This window comes from Acinetobacter sp. NBRC 110496 (assembly GCF_000876115.1).
Classification (GTDB): Bacteria; Pseudomonadota; Gammaproteobacteria; order Pseudomonadales; family Moraxellaceae; genus Acinetobacter.
Genome location: NZ_BBTF01000019.1, coordinates 16,760 through 37,341, shown reverse-complemented (window position 1 = coordinate 37,341; position 20,582 = coordinate 16,760). Strand labels below are relative to the sequence as shown.

Sequence of the window (20,582 nt, the reverse complement as noted above, 5' to 3'; positions counted from 1 at the left end):
CAATCATTGTAAGTTGTCTAAGCAAAACTTTTGACTGAATGGCGTATGACTATGTTTGTAACCGAAGAACTCAATGCGATGATTCGACTGTTTAAAGACGGTACACCTTCGCAATCAGTACAAGAACAGCTACGCCTTGAATATGTAAATCTTGAAGCAACCTTGCTAAGAGGAAAAGTGCTGAGAGAGTTTTCTAAAGAGAAGGTCGCTTATATTGCACAGGCTGAAATTATGGGAAATGACAATAATCTCGGCTATTTATTCGCGCCATTTATTATTGCCAATTTAAATCAGTCTGTGATTTATACGACGCCAATTTCAGCGCCTGTTTTGTCGATTTTAAAGCAATATTATCAAGCCGAAAAACAACTTAGTTTGAAAATCGAAGAAGTACTACATAGTCTGAAATTGTATGTTGATCTGGTTGATCGACCCAAAAGTGAAGAAGATTTCTTATTTCGCTGTCTGGTCAAGGCGTTGTGTCGAACGGATATCTTTCATATCTTCCTGATCACACATTTGCCGATTGATCGCCAACAGATACAGATATTGGAAGATTATTTTGATGTGAAAATTGATGTGATTGATGCGGATAGCACTGAAAGCATGCTGGATGATGAATTGATCAATACGCGAAAGTTGCTATTTAAAAACAAAGATGAATGGCACAAAAAAGTTTGTACCTTATTTGCACAACTGAATGCCCAAGTGATTGCACAAATTGGTCATTTTAGTCTAGCTCAAGCAGCACATTTAATTGAAGATATGTTCTATTCAGAGCACATTTTTGAAAAGCTATCAGTCTATGCTGAGTATACGCAAACCCGCATTCAGAATGGTACCAGTTTTAAAGCGTTGTCCACAATGTGATGGCATCGAATTGAATTTTAATATTTGAATAGGAGTAGAGCGATGTCTCAAGAACAATCGAAGTTTCCCTACCTTGCCGTTGGCATCAGTATTTTATTGGGTTGTTTATTTCTGGTGTTTTTCTTTCTGGCAGTGAGTAATCAGCCTGACTATATGCCTTCTCAACAAAAGCAAAATAGTACCCAAGCTCAACATACTCAGCCTGTCAGTAAATAATGGATATACAAGCAAATACCATGTCGCGGTTTTTCTCACTTACTGGTGCTTAGAGCACGCACCAGTAAGTTTTTTTATTACTTTTGAATGAAGTTCGCAGATTTTTTATTAATAGAATAAGACAAATCAAGAATAGAAAAGAAGCACAATTCATGTTAATCCTATCTGTAGCAAATGTTAAGAATAGCTCAGATGAGGGCAACATAATGGATAACTCAGAACAACCTATACATAAGCAAGAAAATACCAGTTTTGCAAGAATTGAACCCTATACCCAACCTGCAGGTGGATGGGGCGCATTGTTAAGTGTTGCCCGAAACCTCAAAAGGCAGGATGTTTTAAAAAAGGGTTCAATCACCTTACTCAATATTAATCAACCCACAGGCTTTGATTGTCCAGGTTGTGCATGGCCTGAGAAAAAAGATGCGCATGCCTTTAACTTCTGCGAAAACGGCGCCAAAGCCGTTGCTTTTGAAGCAACCAGTAAAACGGTTACGCCTGAGTTCTTTGCGCAACATACCGTGAGTTGGCTGGCTGAACAAAATGATTTCTATCTAGAAGACCTCGGGCGTTTAACCGATCCAATGCGTTATGACCCTGTTTCGGATAAATATGTACCGATTTCTTGGGATGATGCTTTTCAGCTGATTGCTCAGCATTTGCAGGCGCTGGATCATCCAGATCAAGCAGCCTTTTATACTTCAGGGCGTGCCAGTAATGAAGCTGCATTTCTGTATCAACTTTTTGTTCGCAGCTTTGGTACCAACAATTTTCCAGACTGTTCCAATATGTGTCATGAAACCACCAGTGTCGGTTTAAAAGATGCGATAGGTTTAGGCAAAGGCACCGTGATTCTGGATGATTTTGATCAGGCCGATGCTATTTTTAGTTTTGGGCATAATCCGGGCACTAATCATCCACGGATGTTGGCAACCTTGAGAGAGGTCTCTCGAAGAGGCGGTAATATTGTTGCGATTAACCCGATCAAAGAACGTGGACTAGAGCGCTTCCAAGATCCGCAAGCACCTTTGGAAATGATGACCAATGGCAGTACTCCAATCAGCCGCTATTATTTCCAACCCAAAATTGGTGGCGATTATGCACTGATGTTTGGAGTAATGAAGCATTTATCCGAATGGGATAAAAAAGCTTTGGCGAAAGGGAAAGCCAGTGTTTTTGATCGCAGCTTTATTGACATGAATACCATGGGTTTTGATGAGATGCTGGCTGAGATTGATGGTACAGAATGGTCACAGATTCATAAACATACGGGACTGTCACCTGAACATTTAGAGTCAATTGCCAAAATGTATCTGGATGCGAAAACTGCCATTTTCTGTTGGGGGATGGGGATTACCCAACACCGTCACGGGACAGCCAATATTCATATGCTGGCAAACCTGATGCTGGCACGTGGCCATATTGGTCGTCCGGGGGCAGGTCTCTGTCCAGTCAGGGGGCATAGTAATGTGCAGGGTGATCGGACTATGGGCATCAATGAAAATCCAAGTGATGCACTTCTAGATAGTATTGATCGGGTTTTTGGTATCAAGTCGCCGCGTAAACATGGTTTTGGGGTGGTGGATACCATCAAGGCGATGTATGAAGGCGAGGTCAAAGTCTTTATTGGTTTGGGTGGAAACTTTGCGGTTGCCACACCTGATACGCCCTATACTCAAGAGGCATTACGCCGTTGTGATTTGACCGTTAACATTACCACCAAGTTGAATCGTAGCCATCTCGTCTGTGGCAAGACAGCCTTAATGTTGCCGTGTTTGGGACGGACCGAAGTGGATATGCAACTGCATGGACCTCAAGCAATTTCAGTCGAAGACTCAATGAGTAATGTGCATCTGTCTGCAGGTCGCAATCCGCCAATTTCAGAAAATATCTTATCCGAGCCCGATATTGTGGCGCGTATGGCGGAAGCAGCTCTGCCTGACAGTGCAGTGAAATGGCGTTGGTATATTGAAAGTTATGATCGTATTCGCGACTCTATTGCCGATGTTTTTGATGAATTTCATGATTTCAACCAACGGGTTTATCAACCGAGCGGTTTCCATTTAGAGCATCCTGCCAATCAACATGTTTGGCATACTCCAAGTGGCAAAGCCCAGTTTTTAATTACGCCATTAACAGAAGTTTATGAGGACAAGGAAAATCAGTATGCTGCGGCTTATACGGAGCAGCAAGTCTATACGCTGATGACCACACGTTCGCATGACCAATATAACACCACCTTGTATGGTTTGGATGATCGCTACCGCGGTGTATTCGGACAGCGTCGGGTTCTGTTTATGAATCAGGCGGACATTGATGCAGCAGGCTTCGTGGCAGATCAGTGGGTCGATATCGAAAGTGTGTTCTCGGATGGTGTGAAACGGATTGTACATAGTTTCCGTATTGTGCCGTATAACATTCCGCAAGGCAGTTTGGCGGCCTATTATCCCGAAACCAATCCATTGGTGGCTTTGGGTAGCCATGATAAATATGCCAAAATCCCAGCATCAAAAAGCATTCCTGTGATTCTACATGCCGGTAATGCCCCCGCGCATTTCAATTTGAATGTGGAAGTTGATCCTGAGCATGCCAATGAACGCGTCAGTAACGCATAGTTTATGGGCATCAATCTGGATGTAAAAGAGGTAAGGCGTGGACACAAAAACACGAGGCTACGAAACGGTGCAAGTGCATCGTTTCAATCATGATCGTTCTGAAAATGAAATAGACTATATTGTGCAGGAATATCCTGTTGCCTTGGTCTATAACGGCATCTCTCATGCAGTGATGATGGCGACGCCGTCAGATCTTGAGGTATTTGCCAAAGGCTTTAGTCTGTCTGAAGGAATTCTACATAGTTTAAGCGAACTGTATTCACTCGACATCCGTCAAAATGAATTGGGGGTTGAAGTCGATATGACCATTTCAACCCGTGCTTTTGTCGCATTAAAAGAGCATCGGCGTATGATGGTGGGACGCACAGGCTGCGGTCTTTGCGGGATTGAAAGTTTAAAACAACTTTATGCTGATTTACCTGTGGTCAGTACTCAAGTGCCATCAACATGGTTAAATCAGATTCCCAATGCGATTGCCCAACTCAAAGTCAGACAAAAAATTACTGCGCTCACGGGTGGTGCACATGCGGCAGCATGGGTGGTGAAAGGGCAAATCGTAGCGTTATTTGAAGATGTTGGACGGCACAATGCTTTAGATAAGCTATTGGGTTATCTGGCGGAGCAAAAGTTCAATGTTGCCGATGGTTTTGTGGTGATGACCAGTCGTGCCAGTTATGAACTGATTCGTAAGTGCGCACAATCCAATATTGCTTTACTGGCAACCATTTCTGCACCGACCAGTATGGCCATCGCAATGGCAAAGCAATCGAATCTGAGTTTAGCCAGTTTCTGTCGGGGAGATAGCTTTGTTTTATATACCGAATAATAGTAAAAATTTGTGATTATGCTGCTGACTCATGGTTTGAATTGTGTAGGATATGAGCACTAAGTTCTTCTATTCCTAAAAATTATGAATGTTCCTTTAAGATATCAACCTGTTATCAATAATCTTTCGGGTGAGAATGCCTTATTTATTGTGCTTGGAATCAATACCCAACCTGATCATTCGGGTGTAATCGATTTTCTGGCCAATTTTTCTGCATTGGTTCGAAGCCTGACCAACCGTTTTCCTCATGGTAATTTTAGTGCTTCGGTTGGTATTGGTTCTCATGCTTGGGATTTACTTTTTCCAGAGCTGAATAAACCGAAAGAGCTGGCGCCATTTCAAGAAATTAAAGGACCAAGACATACCGCAGTCGCAACGGCAGGTGATTTGTTCTTCCATATTCGAGCGAATCAAATGGCAATTTGCTATGAGTTAGCGGCAATTCTGCATGAACAACTCAAAGACGATACCTATTCGATCAGCGAAACCAAAGGTTTCCGTTACTTCGATGGTCGTGCCATTATTGGCTTTGTGGACGGGACAGAGAACCCTGAACATGAAATTGCCAAAGAAATTGCCTATGTAGGGGAAGAAGATGCAGAGTTCCTTGGCGGCAGCTATGTCTTTATTCAAAAATATTTGCATAACATGGAGATGTGGAAAGGCCTCAGCACTGAAGAGCAGGAAAAAGTCATTGGTCGCAAGAAATATGATGACGTGGAACTTGGTGATGATGTAAAACCACAAAGCGCACATAATGTGGCCAGTAAGGCACATGATGCTGAGGGCAATGAACTCAAAATTTTAAGAGCCAATATGCCATTTTCCAATCCAACAGAAGGAGAGTACGGTACCTTCTTTATTGGCTACTCACGCTCGTTTAACATTACCAAAACCATGCTTGAAAATATGTTCTTGGGTAAGGAAACAGGACATGTTGATCGTTTATTAGATTTTAGTACACCTGTTTCAGGCAGTTTATTCTTTGTGCCTACCTTTGACTTTCTCGAAGATTTGGGTGAATAAATTAAATCAGCTGAAATAGAATATTTCATTTCAGCTGAACATCATGATGCTGCAATGAGATAGTGTTGTAATTGAGTGCGGAATTGATCTGGAATACGCTCCGATTTTTGCGTACTGAAATTAAAATATACCTGAACCGCTTTGCCACGCGCGACACAATGATCATTTTGCCAAGCTTCATGCGCAACAATGAATGAAGAATTGCCGATATGCTCAATCCAGGTTTTGATTTCAATATCCGCACCATAATAAATCTGCGCCACAAAATCGACTTCGACACGTGCCAGAATCAAAGGCAGATTTTTGATTTCCATACTTGGATTAAAGAGACGAAAAACGGGTTCGCGTGCAGTTTCAAACCAGCCTGTAATCACGGTATTGTTGATATGTCCGAATGCATCGGTTTCATAGAATCTTGGTGTAATCGAAAGTGTAAACATAATTAAGCAATTATTTTCTTATTTAAACCTAAATACTATAAGGGCTGAGTCTGTAAAAATCAGCCCAAATAATAGACTTAAGCGTTTACGAATCCTGAGAAAAACCACCACCGAGCGCTTTATACAATTCGATCTGATTATTCAATTTGGTTTGTTCCAGCATCAATAAACCTTGTTGGGCTGCATAAGCAGAACGTTGTGCGTCCAAAACTGTTAAATAACTATCAATACCCGCTCTAAACCGAGCCGTAGATAATTTATAGGTCGTATCGGTTGCTGAGACCAAACGGCGTTGTGCACTTAAACGTTCTTCAATATGGGCATGCGCAGCAAGTGCATCATTGACCTCTCGGAAAGCAGATTGAATGGCTTTTTCATAATCAGACAAGGCAATTTTTTGCTCAGTTTCTGCAATTTTAATATTGGCTTTACGGGTGCCCCAATCAAAAATCGGAACATCAATACTTGGGCCAACTGACCAAGAAAAACCACCCGACTTAAATAAATCTTTCAGATCGCTCGAAGCGTATCCCGCTGATCCAGTCAGGCTAATGGTTGGGAACAAACGTGCTTTGGCTGCGCCAATATTGGCACCTGCGGCACGAAGTTGATATTCAGCAGCTTTGAGGTCTGGTCGATTATTCAGTAATTCACTGCTTAAGCCAGTGGAAAATCTGGTTTCCGCGGTAATGCGCTGAAGTGCACGATTGGGCAGGAGGTTTTGGGGAATGGCTTGACCTGCCAATAAGTTAAGTAAGTTTTGTGCTTGTGAAACTTGTGTCTTATAAGCCGCCACATCATTTCGGGCCGTTTCAACTGAAATCTGTGCCTGACGTAGCGGGACTTCACTATCAATCCCGACATCAAAGCGTTTTTTGTTGAGGTTGTAGGAATCCAGTTGTGCTTTTAAGGTCTGTTCTGCAAGGTCTAAATTGGCTTGCGCAAAGGCATAATCTAGCCATGCTTGGCTCACTTGGCTGACTAAACTAATTTGAGTGGCTTCTCGGGCACTTTGCGTGGCAAAGTAATTATTCAGTGCCGCATCCTTTAGACTTTGTACACGCCCCCAGAAATCCAGTTCATAGGCGGTCACACCAAGACCCACTTGAAAGGTCGAGTAAGGATTATTGGGGTTCACCGCAGGGTTGACCTGTCGAACTGCACTGCCATTTGCACCAATAGTGGGGAACTGGTCATTCTTGCTGATTTGATATTGTTGCTGCGCACGCTGAATATTCAGTGTTGCAGTACGTAAGTCACGATTGTTATTTAAACTGATATCAATCACTTGTAGTAAACGTGCATCGGCAAAGAATTGTTTATAGCCCTGAATGGCAATTGAAGAGCCAGTTTCTGTTTGTGTAAAATTTTGTGGAATATCAGATTTGATCACAGGTTGGGGTGCCTGCATATTCATACATGCCGTCAAGGCCATTGAAAGCGTAGAAACAAGCAGGCCACGAGATAAGACAGTCGTTTTAGACATGGTCTTCTCCAAATAATATAAAAATGAAGGCAGAGCAGGGGCAGAGGAAACAAGTTGATTTCCTCTGCCCATTGTCAGTTAAGATGGATTTTTGCTTTTCGAAGCAAACAGCTTTTCAACTGCACCCAGAATGAAAATGAAGAAGACGGGGACAAAGAAGATCGCCAGAATCGTGGCTGAAATCATGCCACCAAACACACCTGTACCTAAGGCATGCTGTGTTTCTGAACTGGCACCTGATGCAATGACCAATGGAATCACACCACAGGTAAAGGCCAGCGAAGTCATCAGAATCGGACGTAAACGAAGTTTAGCTGCTGCAACTGTAGCCTCAATTAAACTCATACCTTCTTCTTTTAACATCTTGGCAAATTCGACAATCAGAATCGCATTCTTGGCCGATAAACCGATAATGGTAATCAGGCCAATTTTAAAGAACACATCATTCATTAAACCACGAGACATAATCGCAACCACGGCGCCAAAAATACCCAATGGCACCACCAGCATCACTGAAAGTGGAATGGCCCAACTTTCATAAAGCGCAGCAAGAACCAGAAATACGACCAGCATAGAGAGCGCAAGTAAGAATGCCATCTGTGATTCAGATTGCTTTTCTTGCAGTGAAATACCGGTCCATTCATAGCCGATGCCTTTTGGTAATTTGGCAATCAGGTTCTCCATTTCACGCATGGCATCGCCTGATGACGTATCGAAGTTTGGAATACCTGCAATACTTAACGATGGGCGGCCGTTATAGCGGTTATATTGCTGTGGCGCTTTATTCCATTGCGGTGTGACCACTTCAGATAAAGAGACCAATTGTCCATTTGAACCCATCACTTTCAGATTCAAAATATCTTTTAATTGCATCCGGGATTTAGCATCAACTTGCACAATCACTTGTTGCATACGTCCCTGATTTGGGAAGTCATTGATATACATCGAACCCATTGAGGTTGAAATGATGTCAGAAACGTCAGAGAATTTCACACCAAGAACATTCAATTTAGCACGGTCAATTTTTAAAGAAATATTGTCACCTTGCGGTAAGCCTTCATTCCAGACCATATAGAACTTCTTATTTTTGGCTGCCATTTGCATTAACTGGTCTTGTGCAGCTAAAAGCGCAGGCATACCTAAATTTGCTCGATCTTGTAAACGTAAGCTGAAACCGGCAAAAGTCCCAAGTTCATCAATAGCTGGTGGAAGTACAGCCATGGTCGCGCCTTCTTTGCTATGTGCCATGGTCTTATTGACGGAGTTGGTCATCTCGGTTGCAGTTGCAGTACGGTCTTTAAAATCATTCAGTGTCGTGAACGCGACAGCAACGTTTTGTCCAGCACCACTAAAGCCCCAACCCATAATCGTAGTGTTACTTTTTACATTTGGATTGTCTTTTAAGCTGTTTTCAAACTCATTTACCACACCTCGCGTTCTTTCTGCAGTTGCATCCGAAGGCAATTGGAATGAGGTCATGAACCAGCCTTGATCCTCTTCAGGCATGAATGCCGTTGGCCAATATTTCATACCTGCAAAGGTAAGACCTGTAATCACCACAAAGATCGCCATCATTGGAATACTATGTTTGACCACTTTCAGCAGGATCAATTCATATTTTTTGGTGACTTTATCAAAGCTACGATCAAACCACGCAAAGAAACCTTTCTTTTGATGGTGGCCATCGATTGGTTTCAAAATCGTGGCACATAGTGCAGGGGTTAAGATCAATGCCAATAACGCAGAGAACAGAATGGACACTGACATGGTTAAGGTGAATTGTTGATAGATAATCCCGACCGAACCACTGGCAAAAGCCATTGGTAAAAACACCGCCGCTAGAACTAAGGTAATACCAATAATTGGACTGGTGATTTCTTTCATGGCTTTGGAGGTGGCTTCTTTCGGTGGCAGACCTTCAGTTGCCATAATCCTTTCGACGTTTTCCACCACTACAATTGCATCGTCGACGATAATCCCGATCGCGAGCACCATGCCAAACATGGTCAGCACATTAATCGAGAAGCCTGCAAGTAACATCACCGCAAAGGTACCCAACAAAGCAATCGGTGCAACAATCGCTGGAATTAGGGTATAGCGAACATTATGCAGGAATAGATACATTACAATGAAAACCAGAATCATGGCTTCAAGTAAGGTATGAATCACTTTTTCGATTGAAATTTTTACGAAAGGCGCTGTGTCATAAGGAATACTAAATTGCATGCCTTCAGGTAAATTGAGTTTTAATTCTTCAATTTTTGCTCTGACGCCTTCAGCCGTTTTTACTGCATTGGCACCTGGGCTAAGCTGAATCGCGGCAGCAGTGGCAGGTTTACCATTTTCTAGAATTGCAAAGTTATAGGCTTGTGAACCCATCTCCACATTAGCAACGTCAGATAGTTTAATCACACTACCGCTAGTCTTACTTTTGAGACTGATATTTTTAAATTGTTCAACATCGCCTAATTGACCTTGTGCCGAGAGTGGAACGGTAATCAGTTGACCTTTGACAGCAGGGAGGTCTCCCAGTCGACCTGGCGCAATCTCGACGTTATTTTCACGGATGGCATTGTTGACATCACTAATCGACAGTCCATAGGACACCAGTTTATTTGGATCAACCCAGATCCGCATGGCTTTTTCAGCACCGAAGGATTGGACTTTACCGACACCTTCAACACGTTTCAGTTCTTCCACCACATTACGGACTAAATAGTCACTGAGATCAACTTCAGAATACTGACCACTGGGAGAATTGACACCGACTAACATCAAGAAACCAGATGAGGAGGCTTCTACTTGCAAACCTTGTTGGCGAACCACTTGAGGTAAACGTGCTTCAACAGCCTTGATTTTGTTCTGGACATCCACCTGTGCCATTTCAACATCGGTACCTGGTTTAAAGGTTGCAGAAATTTGGGCCGTACCAGAGGTATCTGTAGTCGCGCTATAGTAAAGCAGGTTTTTAACCCCAGATAATTCCCGTTCGATCAAAGTCACAACGCTGTCATTGATCGTTTTAGGAGTTGCACCCGGATATACCGCAGTAATGTTGACTTGAGGCGGTGCCACACTTGGAAAGCGGGCAATCGGGAGTTTGGGAATACTAAGGACCCCAAATAAAATAATGAAAATCGCAATCACCCATGCAAACACAGGGCGGCGAATGAAGAATTGTGACATCATCACTGAGCTCCTAATGTTGCGGGTACTTTCCACGGACTTATTTCAAGTTTTTGATTGGGTTGAATACGCTCAACACCTTCTACAACCACTTTATCGCCTGTTTTAAGGCCTTTATTGGCGATATAGAACTGATCATATTGTTGTCCCAGTTCAACTGGACGAATATCTGCTGAACCTTTGGCATTGATCACATAAACTTGAGGATCGCCGTTAATATTGCGTTGAATCGCTTGGGCTGGAATCAGTAAAGCTTGAGGAACTGAAGCACGGTCAATGCTGACACGTACATACATGCCTGGAAGAAGTTTACGTTCTGGGTTTTGCACCTCAATTCGAATAGTGACATCACCTGTTTCTGGATCGACATTGATATCTTCAAACAGCATCTTGGCAGTGACGTTATAAGGTTTGCCGTGGCTATTTGAAATCCGCACGGTTTTTTCATTATTGGCAGATAACTCACCACTTTGTAATGCGGCCTGTAAATGTTCGTACTCACTAATTGACTGTTTTACATCAACATAAACTTTATCAATCTGTTGTACGGTTGCCATGGTATTGGCATCGCCTTGGCTGACCAATGCACCTTCAGTCACAAACGATTGTCCGATCCGACCAGAAATCGGGGCACGGACAGTAGCGTATTGCAGATTCAGATTTTGGCGAGTGAGCAAAGCTTTCATCTGTGCAACATCTGCTAAGGCTTGACGATATTCAGCCTGTGCATTACTGACTTCTTGTTTACTGATTGCATTACTTGGTAGCAATTGTTCATAGCGCTCTAACTGAACTTTTAAACGTGCCACTTCAGCTTCAGCTTTGTTGAGTGAAGCACGATTACTATTTACATCTGCCTGAAAGGTCTCTGCATTAATTTTATACAATGCTTGTCCAGCTTTGACTTCACTGCCTTGTCTGAATAAGACTTTTTCAATAATGCCACCCACCTGAGGTCGGATTTCAGCAGTTCGGAATGCTTGTACGCGAGCAGGAAGGTTTTCGCTAAAATTCACAGATTGCGGTTGAATATTTAACACACTTACTTTTGCTGGGGGCGTCTCAGCGGGCTTCGCCTGTTCAGAACCACAGCCTTGTAATACAAGCCCGATGGATAAAAATAATGGAAGTAATAGATGCTTTTGCATTCTGTCCAAACCTTGGGAGTTTTTGATGCTGCTATTATTTTCCAGCTTTGTGTAACCAACATCGGGGAAGTATGGAAAAAGTGTGGAGATTTACAGATAAATCATCGTATGATGAATAGATTGTTTTATTTGCCAAGATGGTTATGTTTGAGCATTCTTTTTCTTTTGATTGTCAGGATAAGTTGATTCTCGTGGTCGAGGATGAGTATGAGATAGGCGATATTATCGAACACTATCTCAAACGCGAAGGTATGCGCGTGATTCGTGCCATGAATGGTAAGCAAGCCATTGAAACACATGCTGCACAACCGATTGATTTAATTCTACTCGATATTAAATTGCCTGAACTGAATGGTTGGGATGTGCTCAATAAAATTCGTCAAAAGGCGCAAACCCCAGTCATTATGTTGACTGCACTTGATCAGGATATTGATAAGGTGATGGCATTAAGAATTGGTGCAGATGACTTTGTGGTCAAGCCTTTTAATCCGAATGAGGTCGTTGCGCGCGTACAGGCTGTGCTAAGACGGGCTCAGCAAAACAGTCAACCCATCAACAAAAATCTCATCTATAAAAACATCGAAATTAATACCGATATTCATAGTGTCTATGTTCATCAACAAGACAAAAAAGTCATGCTTAGCCTTACCCTGACCGAATATAAAATATTAATGCAAATGATTGATCATCCTCATAAAGTTTTTACGCGAGGTGAGCTTTTAAATCACTGCCTGTCAGATAGTGATGCTTTGGAACGCACAGTCGACAGCCATGTAAGTAAGCTGAGAAAAAAACTGGAAGAACACGGTTTGCAACAGATGTTAATCAATGTGCGAGGGGTGGGTTATCGACTTGATCATCCACAAGATGCATAAGCCTTAATTATAAATACTCAAAAGAACCCATTTGGAAAATTGAGATGAAAAACAAGTCAGGTATTAGTAAACAGCTCTTTATTGCCTTAAGTATTGTGAACTTAAGCGTGACACTTTTTTCTATCCTGCTTGGCTATTTTATTTATAACTATGCCATTGATGCCGGCTGGATTACGCTAAGCTCTTTACAGGGGGACTGGACTGAATTCCATTTTGTTGACTGGATTTGGTTATCGACGGTCATTTTTTGTGGCGCGGTGATTTCCTTGATCATCGGTATGCACCTTGCTCAACGCTTTATTAAACCGATTAATTATCTGGCGGAAGCTGCCCAAAAAATTAGTCAGGGAGATCTTTCAGCCAGAGCAGATGACAGTCAGATTCACTCTGCTGAAATTTCTGAACTGATGCATAATTTTAATAATATGGCGAAAAAATTAGAAAGTTCAGTGGAAAATGCTCAGGTGTGGAATGCCGCAATCGCCCATGAATTAAGAACTCCCATCACTATTTTACAAGGGCGTTTACAAGGTGTTCTTGATGGTGTGTTTAAACCTGATGAAGCTTTATTTAAAAGTTTGTTAGGACAAGTGGAAGGTCTATCACATCTGGTGGAGGATTTGCGGACTTTAAGTCTGGTTGAGAATCAGCAACTCAGATTACATTATGAAGCTGTTGATCTAAAAGTGCTTGCAGATAACGTATTGAAACTGTTTGAACATCGTTTACAGCAAGCAGGATTAGAACCTGTACTTGAGATGTCAACGACACCAGTCCATTGTGACCAGCGTCGTATTGAACAAGTTTTTATGGCATTGATTGATAATGCGATTCGCTATGCCAATGCGGGAAAACTGAAAATTTCTTCGCTTCTGATCGCCCAAGAATGGGTGCTGCAAATTGAAGATCAAGGGCCGGGTATTGCAGAGCAATACCAGCAAGACTTATTTAATCCTTTCTTTAGATTAGAACAGTCCAGAAATAAAGAATTTGGGGGAACGGGATTGGGTTTGGCGGTTGTTCATGCCATCGTTATTGCGCACAAGGGCTCTATTGAGTACCTTAATCCACAACAAAACAGCGTGTTCAGAATCAAACTTCCTGCTAAGCCCCAGCCTTAGCCAATTCGGCCTCAATATAACTGATAATCATGGTACTGAGGCCCTTTACCATTTCATCAAAGCTGATTTGCGGGTTGGGCAGGGTTAAGTGACGGGCAACGTTGAAAATACTGCTGTTAATACTGATATACGCAGTTACGCTGAGGTTATTCACTTTTAAATAGCGGGGATGACGAATCATGTATTTCATTAACACCTCCATCAGTGCCATCTCAATCTGACTAATATATCTTTCGTATTTCAATTCAGTCGCATAGCGTAGACAAATGAGATAACGATCGTCATCACGAGTCAGTAAATCTCTAAATGTATAGAAAATCATTTCGAATAAAGGCTCTAGCTCTTGTTCGATCATGATGGGCGTCAGCTCTTTCACCATATCCAAGACTTCTTTGACAAAGGTTCTTGCCATAGCATCATAAATTTCTTCTTTATTTTTAAAATATTCATAAAGAGATCCAACACTGACACCTGCAATGTCTGCAATATGTCGTGTAGTGGTGCCGCTGGTACCATTGGTTGCAACGGCAATAAAGCCTGCTTCAATAATCGTGTCTACGGTCACTTTCGAGCGTGACTGACGTGGTTTTCGTGTCGCCATGAAGTCTTATTGTTAAAATCCGAACATAATGTCAGATTAACATGTGGGTCAATGTGTGAAAAGGATTAGTTCATTAATCCGAACAAGTAAAATTACAGGTTTTTAATATGTGTTCTTTAGGATGTAATAAATAAGTATTTATGAAATACATCAATTCATTTTTTAGAAAATATTAATTTTTTAAATTGTTTTAATTTATTGATAATTATTAAAAATAAATTATTTTTTAATAAAGTATGTAGCTTTTAAAGCAAAGATTGCTTTAAGGCTGATCGAGAAAATATTTATAAATCAGTGTAAAAATTACCCGAATTGAATCCGAACATAAGATCGGTTTACAGTTGTCTCATACGAAGAAATGGTTCTGAAAAATCTCCCGAATATTTTTTCGTACCTTCCTGAAATATGGAGATGCGAAAAAGAGATGAACCAGACGCAAAGAATGTAAAAGGGCAAATGACGCTCAAGTGCAGTAGGTAGGTGTAGCCATGATTAGCAGCACATTGAAGAAAGGTTTAAATCTATTTAAATCGAACCCGATAACTGAGCAAATCGATTTTGCGAGTAAAAAAACAATTCCAATTCGCCACTTGGCAATCGGATTTGAAGGCAAACAAGTTGATCTATCATTTTATATGAACAATCAATTCGCAACGATTTTTTTCGCAACACTTTCAGTGTTTCTGACCTATGGTGAAGATTTGGTGATTGAAACCGCTCGCCATCATCGTGATCAACTGAAAGATCCGATTTTAAAACAACGCGTCACTTCATTGATTGGCCAGGAAGCAATTCACTCAAAACTACATAATGAGTTTAATGATGCAATTGTTGAGCTTGATTATCCAGTCAGACTTTATCGTTTCTTGGGTGAAAAATTCTTTGATTACATTTTCTTAAAATTTCCTCAACCGCTCAAGCTCTCATTGATGGCTGGGATCGAGCATTTTACTGCGGTATTGGCGGAATACATGATGGCGCATGAACAGAACTTCTATTTCTCTGATGATGCCAAAACACGTGCTTTATGGATGTGGCATATGCTGGAAGAGTCTGAGCATAAAGATGTTGCCTATGATGTCTATCAAACACTGAATGGTAATTATGCCTTACGGATTTCGGGTTTCTTGCTTGCCTATTTCACCATTCTGGGATTGATTCCATTTTCGGCAACCATGGTGCCAATCTTACGTAAACCTCAAGAAATGCTGACTTCGAAATTCTGGAAAGATGCACGTCGTGGTGTCAAGCTGATCTTTAGTCCGAAGGATGGTGTATTTGGTAGTACCCAAGGTCGTATTTTTGATTATTTACGTACCGATTTCCATCCGAATGATCATGATGCATCTGCATATTTTGAATATTACGAAAAGAAACTTCTATCAGAAGGTGGGGCCTTATATCCATTCTTTGTGAAGGAATTTACGCCAAAGGTACAAGCCGCATAAGGCTGAATGATGTATGCACAGTATATCTGTTATTGCGCGCTGAGTTGGCAAAAAAGCTCAGCGTGTGATGAGCAGTTTGGTTCTTGTTGCCGTTATTTCGCTCATGCACTATGCAAATAACCATTCTCAACTGACCCGTGTATGGGGTGATGCATCCCAACTTAACGTTTAAGAATCGAAGTTGTTAAAGTTGCAGAAATAATCTTATAGACAACTTTACGATTTTTGATGGATGCATTGCTGTTTGATTTTATTTTACTCTCCCTATAGGAATTAAGACATGGTCGCTCAAGTTCTTCGCAATGTCTTCTCAGACAAACTCAGTACCAAATATCAAGGGATCGTTCAGAACCTTGCGAGTAAATCACCGATTCCAATACGTCATTTTGATTTTAAGTTCAATCCAAATGAATTGGATGAAAAGTTTTTTTTAAATAAAGAGTTAGCAACCTCCTATTTTCATGCTTTATCCATCTTCTTAACCTTTGGAGAAGATGTGGTCATCGATACTGCACGTCATCATCGTGATTTTATTGAAGACCCGATTTTAAAACAAAGACTGACTTCACTGATTGGACAAGAAGCGATTCATTCAAAAATCCATAATCAATTTAATGATGAAGTACTAAAGGAAAATGGCTATCCCGTTGAGTTGCTACGAGCCATTGCCGATAAAGTATTTGAATATGGTATCTACAAGCTACCGCAATCTTTACAGCTTTCATTAATGGTCGGGATTGAACATTACACTGCCGTACTTGCTGAATTTATGATGCAACATGAATACTACTTGCTGGGTTCGCAAGATGAACGTCAGCGCGCTATGTGGATGTGGCACATGCTGGAAGAATCTGAACATAAAGACATTGCTTATGATGTCTTCCTTGAGTTATCAGGTAATTATTGGCTCAGAATTACAGGCTTCTTGTTAGCAAGTTTAACGATTCTTGGCGGGGTGTCATTGGGAGGATATCTGATGCCATTCGTGCGTAAACCCAGCAATTTGGTTAATCCACGCTATATGAAAGATATTGTGGAAAGCACTGCGTTGTTATTTGGCAGTGAACGTGGGGTATTTGGCAGCAGTTTCATGCATATTCTGGAATATCTACGTCCAAGCTTTCATCCCAACGACCATGATACCACTACTTATATGGCCTATTACAAAGAGCGGTTATTAAACCCTGAAACAGGCTTATTAACGCCTTATTTCCTTAAAGAGTTTGTACCACCTGTACGTGCAGCTTCTGCATAACAAGATCGCTGGAAAATAAAATGAAATTATTTGGGAAAAAAAACAAACCAAGCCAAAAGGCATTTGCTGTGGTGACTGGTGCGGGAAGCGGTATTGGTCGTAGTTTTGCGCTTGAGTTGGCAAAACGTGGTGGCACAGTGGTCTGTTCAGATATCAATCTCGAGGCAGCCAAAGAAACTGTTGTATTAATTGAAAGCCTAGGAGCAAAAGCCTTTGCTGTGAAATGTGATGTTGGTAATGCCAAGCAAGTGGAAAAACTGGCAGAGCAAGCGGAGCAGTTAATGCAGCATCCAACTACATTGGTCATTAACAATGCTGGTGTGGGGCTAGGTGGCAAGTTTGATGAAACTTCGCTGGAAGACTGGAAATGGGTTTCTGACATTAACTTGTGGGGAGTCATCCATGGGTGCCACTATTTTGTACCGAAGTTTAAGCAACTTGGTCATGGTGCAATTATTAATGTGGCCTCTGCAGCGTCATATACCGCTGCACCTGAAATGACAGCATATAACGTGACCAAAGCGGGGGTACGTGCATTATCGGAAACGCTTTCTGCCGAGCTTCGAAAACATAATATCAAGGTGAATGTACTTTGTCCGACGCTGGTACCGACCAACATCATTAAAAATGGCAAGGTTCCACATAAAGGTATTCTGGATTATGCACTGACCAATTTGGCATTTACCACCAGTGACAAGGTGGCAAAATTGACACTAGACCGTTTGGATAAAGATCAGCTTTATACCATCCCACAAATTGATGCCAAGCTATTCTGGTTAATGAAACGTACTGCTCCGAATTTATATGCCAAATTCTTGGGTAACTCATACCGATTCATGAAGTAACCCAAAGTGAAGACACATTTTTAAGTATTGAAATAAGCGAAAACAGCACAGGCAATTTGCTTATTTCAGTTGGATGAATAAAGGATATTTTAAATGACAGCTCAAGCAAAAAAATTAAACTCAGCTGAAGGAAAGGCATTACCACAACATATCTATGACACCTTTATTGTGGGTGCAGGTATTTCAGGGATTGCAACTGCGATTCGCCTTGATCAAGTAGGGTACAACAATTACAAGATTATTGAAAAAGCGACACGTGTGGGGGGAACCTGGCGTGAAAATACTTATCCAGGATGTGGCTGTGATGTGCCATCGGCACTGTATTCATACTCTTTTGCACCAAGTGCAAAATGGAGCCATTTATTTGCTCGTCAACCTGAAATTCTGAGCTATTTAGAAGAAGTCAGTCAAGATTTTGGGGTGAGCTCAAAAATAGAGTTTGGTACTGAGTTGCTCAATGCGGCATGGGACAATCAACGAAATTTATGGGTCATGGACACCAATAAAGGGCAATTCTTGGCCCGGACCACCATTTTTGCTACAGGGCCAATTACCGAGGCTCAAATTCCTAAGCTTGATGGGTTAGAGACCTTTAAAGGAGAAATGTTCCATTCGGCAAAGTGGAATCATGACTACGATCTGACTGGCAAGCGTATTGCAGTAATTGGGACTGGTGCATCCGCGATTCAGTTTGTACCTCAGATTCAGCCTTTAGCTAAAGAATTATATGTCTATCAACGTACCGCGCCGTGGGTGGTGCCTAAGCCAGACACTGACCTTGGTGATGTGAGCAAAGCACTAATTGAAAAATTCCCATTGATTCAAAAAACCTGGCGCAAAACGGTTGCGCAGTCACTGAATGCGATTAACTTTGGTTTACGTAATCCAGCTGTGTTAAAACCTGTGGGTGAATTAGCCAAACTGATTTTACGTTTCCAGATCGAAGATCCTGAATTACGCAAAAACGTAACGCCGAACTTTACCATCGGCTGTAAACGTCTTTTATTCGCTAACAACTATTATCCAGCCTTACAGCAGCCGAATACTAAGCTTATTCCGCATGGACTGGTAAAAGTTGAAGGGAATACGGTAGTTTCTGCCAATGGTGAACGTCACGAAGTGGATGTGATTATTTGGGGAACTGGTTTTGAAGTATCCCATCCACCGATTGGCAAACGTGTGAGCAATGAAAAAGGGCAGATATTGAATGATCTGTGGAAAAGCAGTTCACCGGAAGCCTATTTAGGCACCAGTATTGAAAATGTACCGAATGCTTTCTTGGTATTGGGACCAAATGTGTTGGTCTATGACTCTTTTATTGGTTTGGCAGAAGCACAACTCGACTACATTGTAGATGGTTTACTCAAGATCAGAGACAAAGGCATTGCCAAACTCAACATTAAGCCTGAAGTGATTAAGCAGCATAATGAATTGGTACAAAAACATCTAAAAACCACGGTATTTAATGCAGGTGGCTGTAAGAGTTATTATTTAGATGCCAATGGCCGTAACTTTGCTGCTTGGCCTTGGTCATTGAAGAAGTTAAAGCAACGTTTAAAACAGATGGATTTAAATGATTACCAAGTGACCTATCAAACTGAAAAAACCAACTGATTTTTAGCTTAATCATCAAAAGCAGTAAATTTTGTCTCGTGATGGAATTTGCTGCTTATTTTTTGCAAGATAGAAAGAAATACAGGAAAAAAAAGATGAAAGAAGGACAGTCGAGCCGAACTGCTGAGGCTGCGGCAGCATTACGTGCCAATCATTTTCAAAATGCGAATAACCCAGTGTTTTCAGATCCCTTTGCGCTTGAGTTGACCAGCAGGGGCTGGAAGAAATTACTGACCACGCCACTGACAGTTAAGGTGATGAATTCAGCTGTATTTAACCGTACTTTAGGCTTATTGACAGGACAGGTGGTTGGACGCTCCCGTTATGCTGAAGATCAACTCAAGGCCGCCATAGCACGAGGCGTAACGCAATATGTACTGGTTGGCGCTGGATTGGATTCTTTTGCCTTGCGACAAGCACAGCAGCATCCACAACTCAGGATTTTTGAAGTCGACCATCCTGATACCCAAGCCGTTAAACAAAACAAACTACATCAATTGGGTGAGCTGCCAGAGAATGTGGAATTTGTTGCCATCGATTTTGAAAAGGAGTCGATTGCTGATGCATTGGCACGCAGCACTTTTCAACAGGAGCATACTGCTTTTTTCTCATGGCTGGGAACAACTCATTATCTGGAACCTGAAACGACGTTGAAAACCTTGGCCAGTATTGCAAAGATTGCAGTGAGAGAGAGTGAAGTGGTGTTGGATTATTCGATTGATTATCGCGAGTTGGATGGGATAGAGCGTTTGGGGACTTTGTTTGTCTCTCAATTTACCCGTTTTCTGAAAGAACCTTTAAAAGGGCAATTTAGACCCAAGGCATTGCATCAGGCAGTCACGCAAATGGGTTATATCGTTATTGAGGATTTATCTGGCAATGGTTTGAGTGAGCGTTATTTTCATGCTCGTCCTGATCATATCCGTCATACCATTGCGACACATATGTTACATCTACAGTTGCAGAGTATTTGATGTAATTAAATAAAAAGCCCTTAAATGCATTTGAGC

At 41.6% G+C, this 20,582-nt stretch carries 17 protein-coding genes; 12 read left to right on the top strand and 5 right to left on the bottom strand.

The window, feature by feature from the left end:
- Positions 1-51 precede the first annotated feature (51 nt).
- The 5 genes from Aba26S_RS11080 to Aba26S_RS11065 all read left to right on the top strand — a co-directional run bounded on the left by Aba26S_RS11080 (position 52) and on the right by Aba26S_RS11065 (position 5,553).
- Entirely contained in the window at positions 52-870 is an 819-nt protein-coding gene (locus Aba26S_RS11080) for a hypothetical protein (RefSeq protein WP_193868458.1), read from the top strand.
- Positions 871-912: 42 nt separating this feature from the next.
- Positions 913-1,086 (top strand): cbb3-type cytochrome oxidase assembly protein, encoded by a 174-nt coding sequence (locus Aba26S_RS21135; RefSeq protein WP_005242087.1) that lies wholly within the window; start codon positions 913-915, stop codon positions 1,084-1,086.
- Between the two features lie 206 nt (positions 1,087-1,292).
- Positions 1,293-3,701 (top strand): FdhF/YdeP family oxidoreductase, encoded by a 2,409-nt coding sequence (locus tag Aba26S_RS11075; protein ID WP_043971922.1) that lies wholly within the window; start codon positions 1,293-1,295, stop codon positions 3,699-3,701.
- A gap of 37 nt (positions 3,702-3,738) precedes the next feature.
- Positions 3,739-4,527 (top strand): formate dehydrogenase accessory sulfurtransferase FdhD, encoded by a 789-nt coding sequence (gene fdhD / locus Aba26S_RS11070; protein ID WP_043971920.1) that lies wholly within the window; start codon positions 3,739-3,741, stop codon positions 4,525-4,527.
- 84 nt (positions 4,528-4,611) lie between these two features.
- Positions 4,612-5,553, top strand: coding sequence for a Dyp-type peroxidase (locus Aba26S_RS11065; RefSeq protein ID WP_043971917.1), 942 nt, complete (start codon positions 4,612-4,614; stop codon positions 5,551-5,553).
- Positions 5,554-5,594: 41 nt separating this feature from the next.
- On the opposite strand, the gene Aba26S_RS11060 is transcribed toward Aba26S_RS11065, so the two are convergent.
- The 4 genes from Aba26S_RS11060 to Aba26S_RS11045 form a co-directional block, all read right to left on the bottom strand.
- Entirely contained in the window at positions 5,595-5,993 is a 399-nt protein-coding gene (locus Aba26S_RS11060; protein ID WP_043971914.1) for a thioesterase family protein, read from the bottom strand.
- A gap of 85 nt (positions 5,994-6,078) precedes the next feature.
- Entirely contained in the window at positions 6,079-7,479 is a 1,401-nt protein-coding gene (gene adeC, locus Aba26S_RS11055) for an AdeC/AdeK/OprM family multidrug efflux complex outer membrane factor (RefSeq protein ID WP_043971912.1), read from the bottom strand.
- 78 nt (positions 7,480-7,557) lie between these two features.
- The gene (locus tag Aba26S_RS11050) at positions 7,558-10,668 is read right to left on the bottom strand and encodes an efflux RND transporter permease subunit (RefSeq protein WP_043971909.1); all 3,111 of its coding nucleotides are present in this window, start codon (positions 10,666-10,668) and stop codon (positions 7,558-7,560) included.
- Entirely contained in the window at positions 10,668-11,813 is a 1,146-nt protein-coding gene (locus tag Aba26S_RS11045; protein WP_043971907.1) for an efflux RND transporter periplasmic adaptor subunit, read from the bottom strand. Before Aba26S_RS11045 ends, Aba26S_RS11050 begins: the two co-directional genes overlap by 1 nt.
- A gap of 143 nt (positions 11,814-11,956) precedes the next feature.
- Between Aba26S_RS11045 and adeR the strand changes: the two genes are divergently transcribed.
- Positions 11,957-12,688, top strand: coding sequence for an efflux system response regulator transcription factor AdeR (gene adeR / locus Aba26S_RS11040; RefSeq protein ID WP_005242067.1), 732 nt, complete (start codon positions 11,957-11,959; stop codon positions 12,686-12,688).
- A 44-nt stretch (positions 12,689-12,732) separates the two neighbouring features.
- On the top strand, positions 12,733-13,809 hold the full coding sequence (gene adeS, locus Aba26S_RS11035; protein WP_005242064.1) for a two-component sensor histidine kinase AdeS: 1,077 nt from the start codon (positions 12,733-12,735) through the stop codon (positions 13,807-13,809).
- On the opposite strand, the gene Aba26S_RS11030 is transcribed toward adeS, so the two are convergent.
- Positions 13,793-14,410, bottom strand: coding sequence for a TetR/AcrR family transcriptional regulator (locus Aba26S_RS11030; RefSeq protein ID WP_005242061.1), 618 nt, complete (start codon positions 14,408-14,410; stop codon positions 13,793-13,795). The two genes, adeS and Aba26S_RS11030, sit on opposite strands and share 17 nt — an antisense overlap.
- A gap of 488 nt (positions 14,411-14,898) precedes the next feature.
- Between Aba26S_RS11030 and Aba26S_RS11025 the strand changes: the two genes are divergently transcribed.
- The 5 genes from Aba26S_RS11025 (at position 14,899) to Aba26S_RS11005 (ending at position 20,546) form a co-directional block, all read left to right on the top strand.
- A complete protein-coding gene (locus Aba26S_RS11025; protein WP_005242059.1) occupies positions 14,899-15,858 on the top strand; it encodes a metal-dependent hydrolase in 960 nt (319 codons plus the stop codon).
- A 280-nt stretch (positions 15,859-16,138) separates the two neighbouring features.
- Positions 16,139-17,113 carry a metal-dependent hydrolase gene (locus Aba26S_RS11020; protein WP_043971905.1) on the top strand — a complete coding sequence of 325 codons (975 nt, stop codon included), beginning with the start codon at positions 16,139-16,141 and terminating at the stop codon, positions 17,111-17,113.
- 20 nt (positions 17,114-17,133) lie between these two features.
- Positions 17,134-17,958: an SDR family oxidoreductase gene (locus tag Aba26S_RS11015; RefSeq protein WP_005242057.1), complete on the top strand. Its 825-nt coding sequence runs from the start codon at positions 17,134-17,136 to the stop codon at positions 17,956-17,958.
- Positions 17,959-18,051: 93 nt separating this feature from the next.
- On the top strand, positions 18,052-19,572 hold the full coding sequence (locus tag Aba26S_RS11010) for an NAD(P)/FAD-dependent oxidoreductase (protein WP_043971903.1): 1,521 nt from the start codon (positions 18,052-18,054) through the stop codon (positions 19,570-19,572).
- Positions 19,573-19,667: 95 nt separating this feature from the next.
- On the top strand, positions 19,668-20,546 hold the full coding sequence (locus Aba26S_RS11005; protein WP_005242055.1) for a class I SAM-dependent methyltransferase: 879 nt from the start codon (positions 19,668-19,670) through the stop codon (positions 20,544-20,546).
- Positions 20,547-20,582 lie beyond the last annotated feature (36 nt).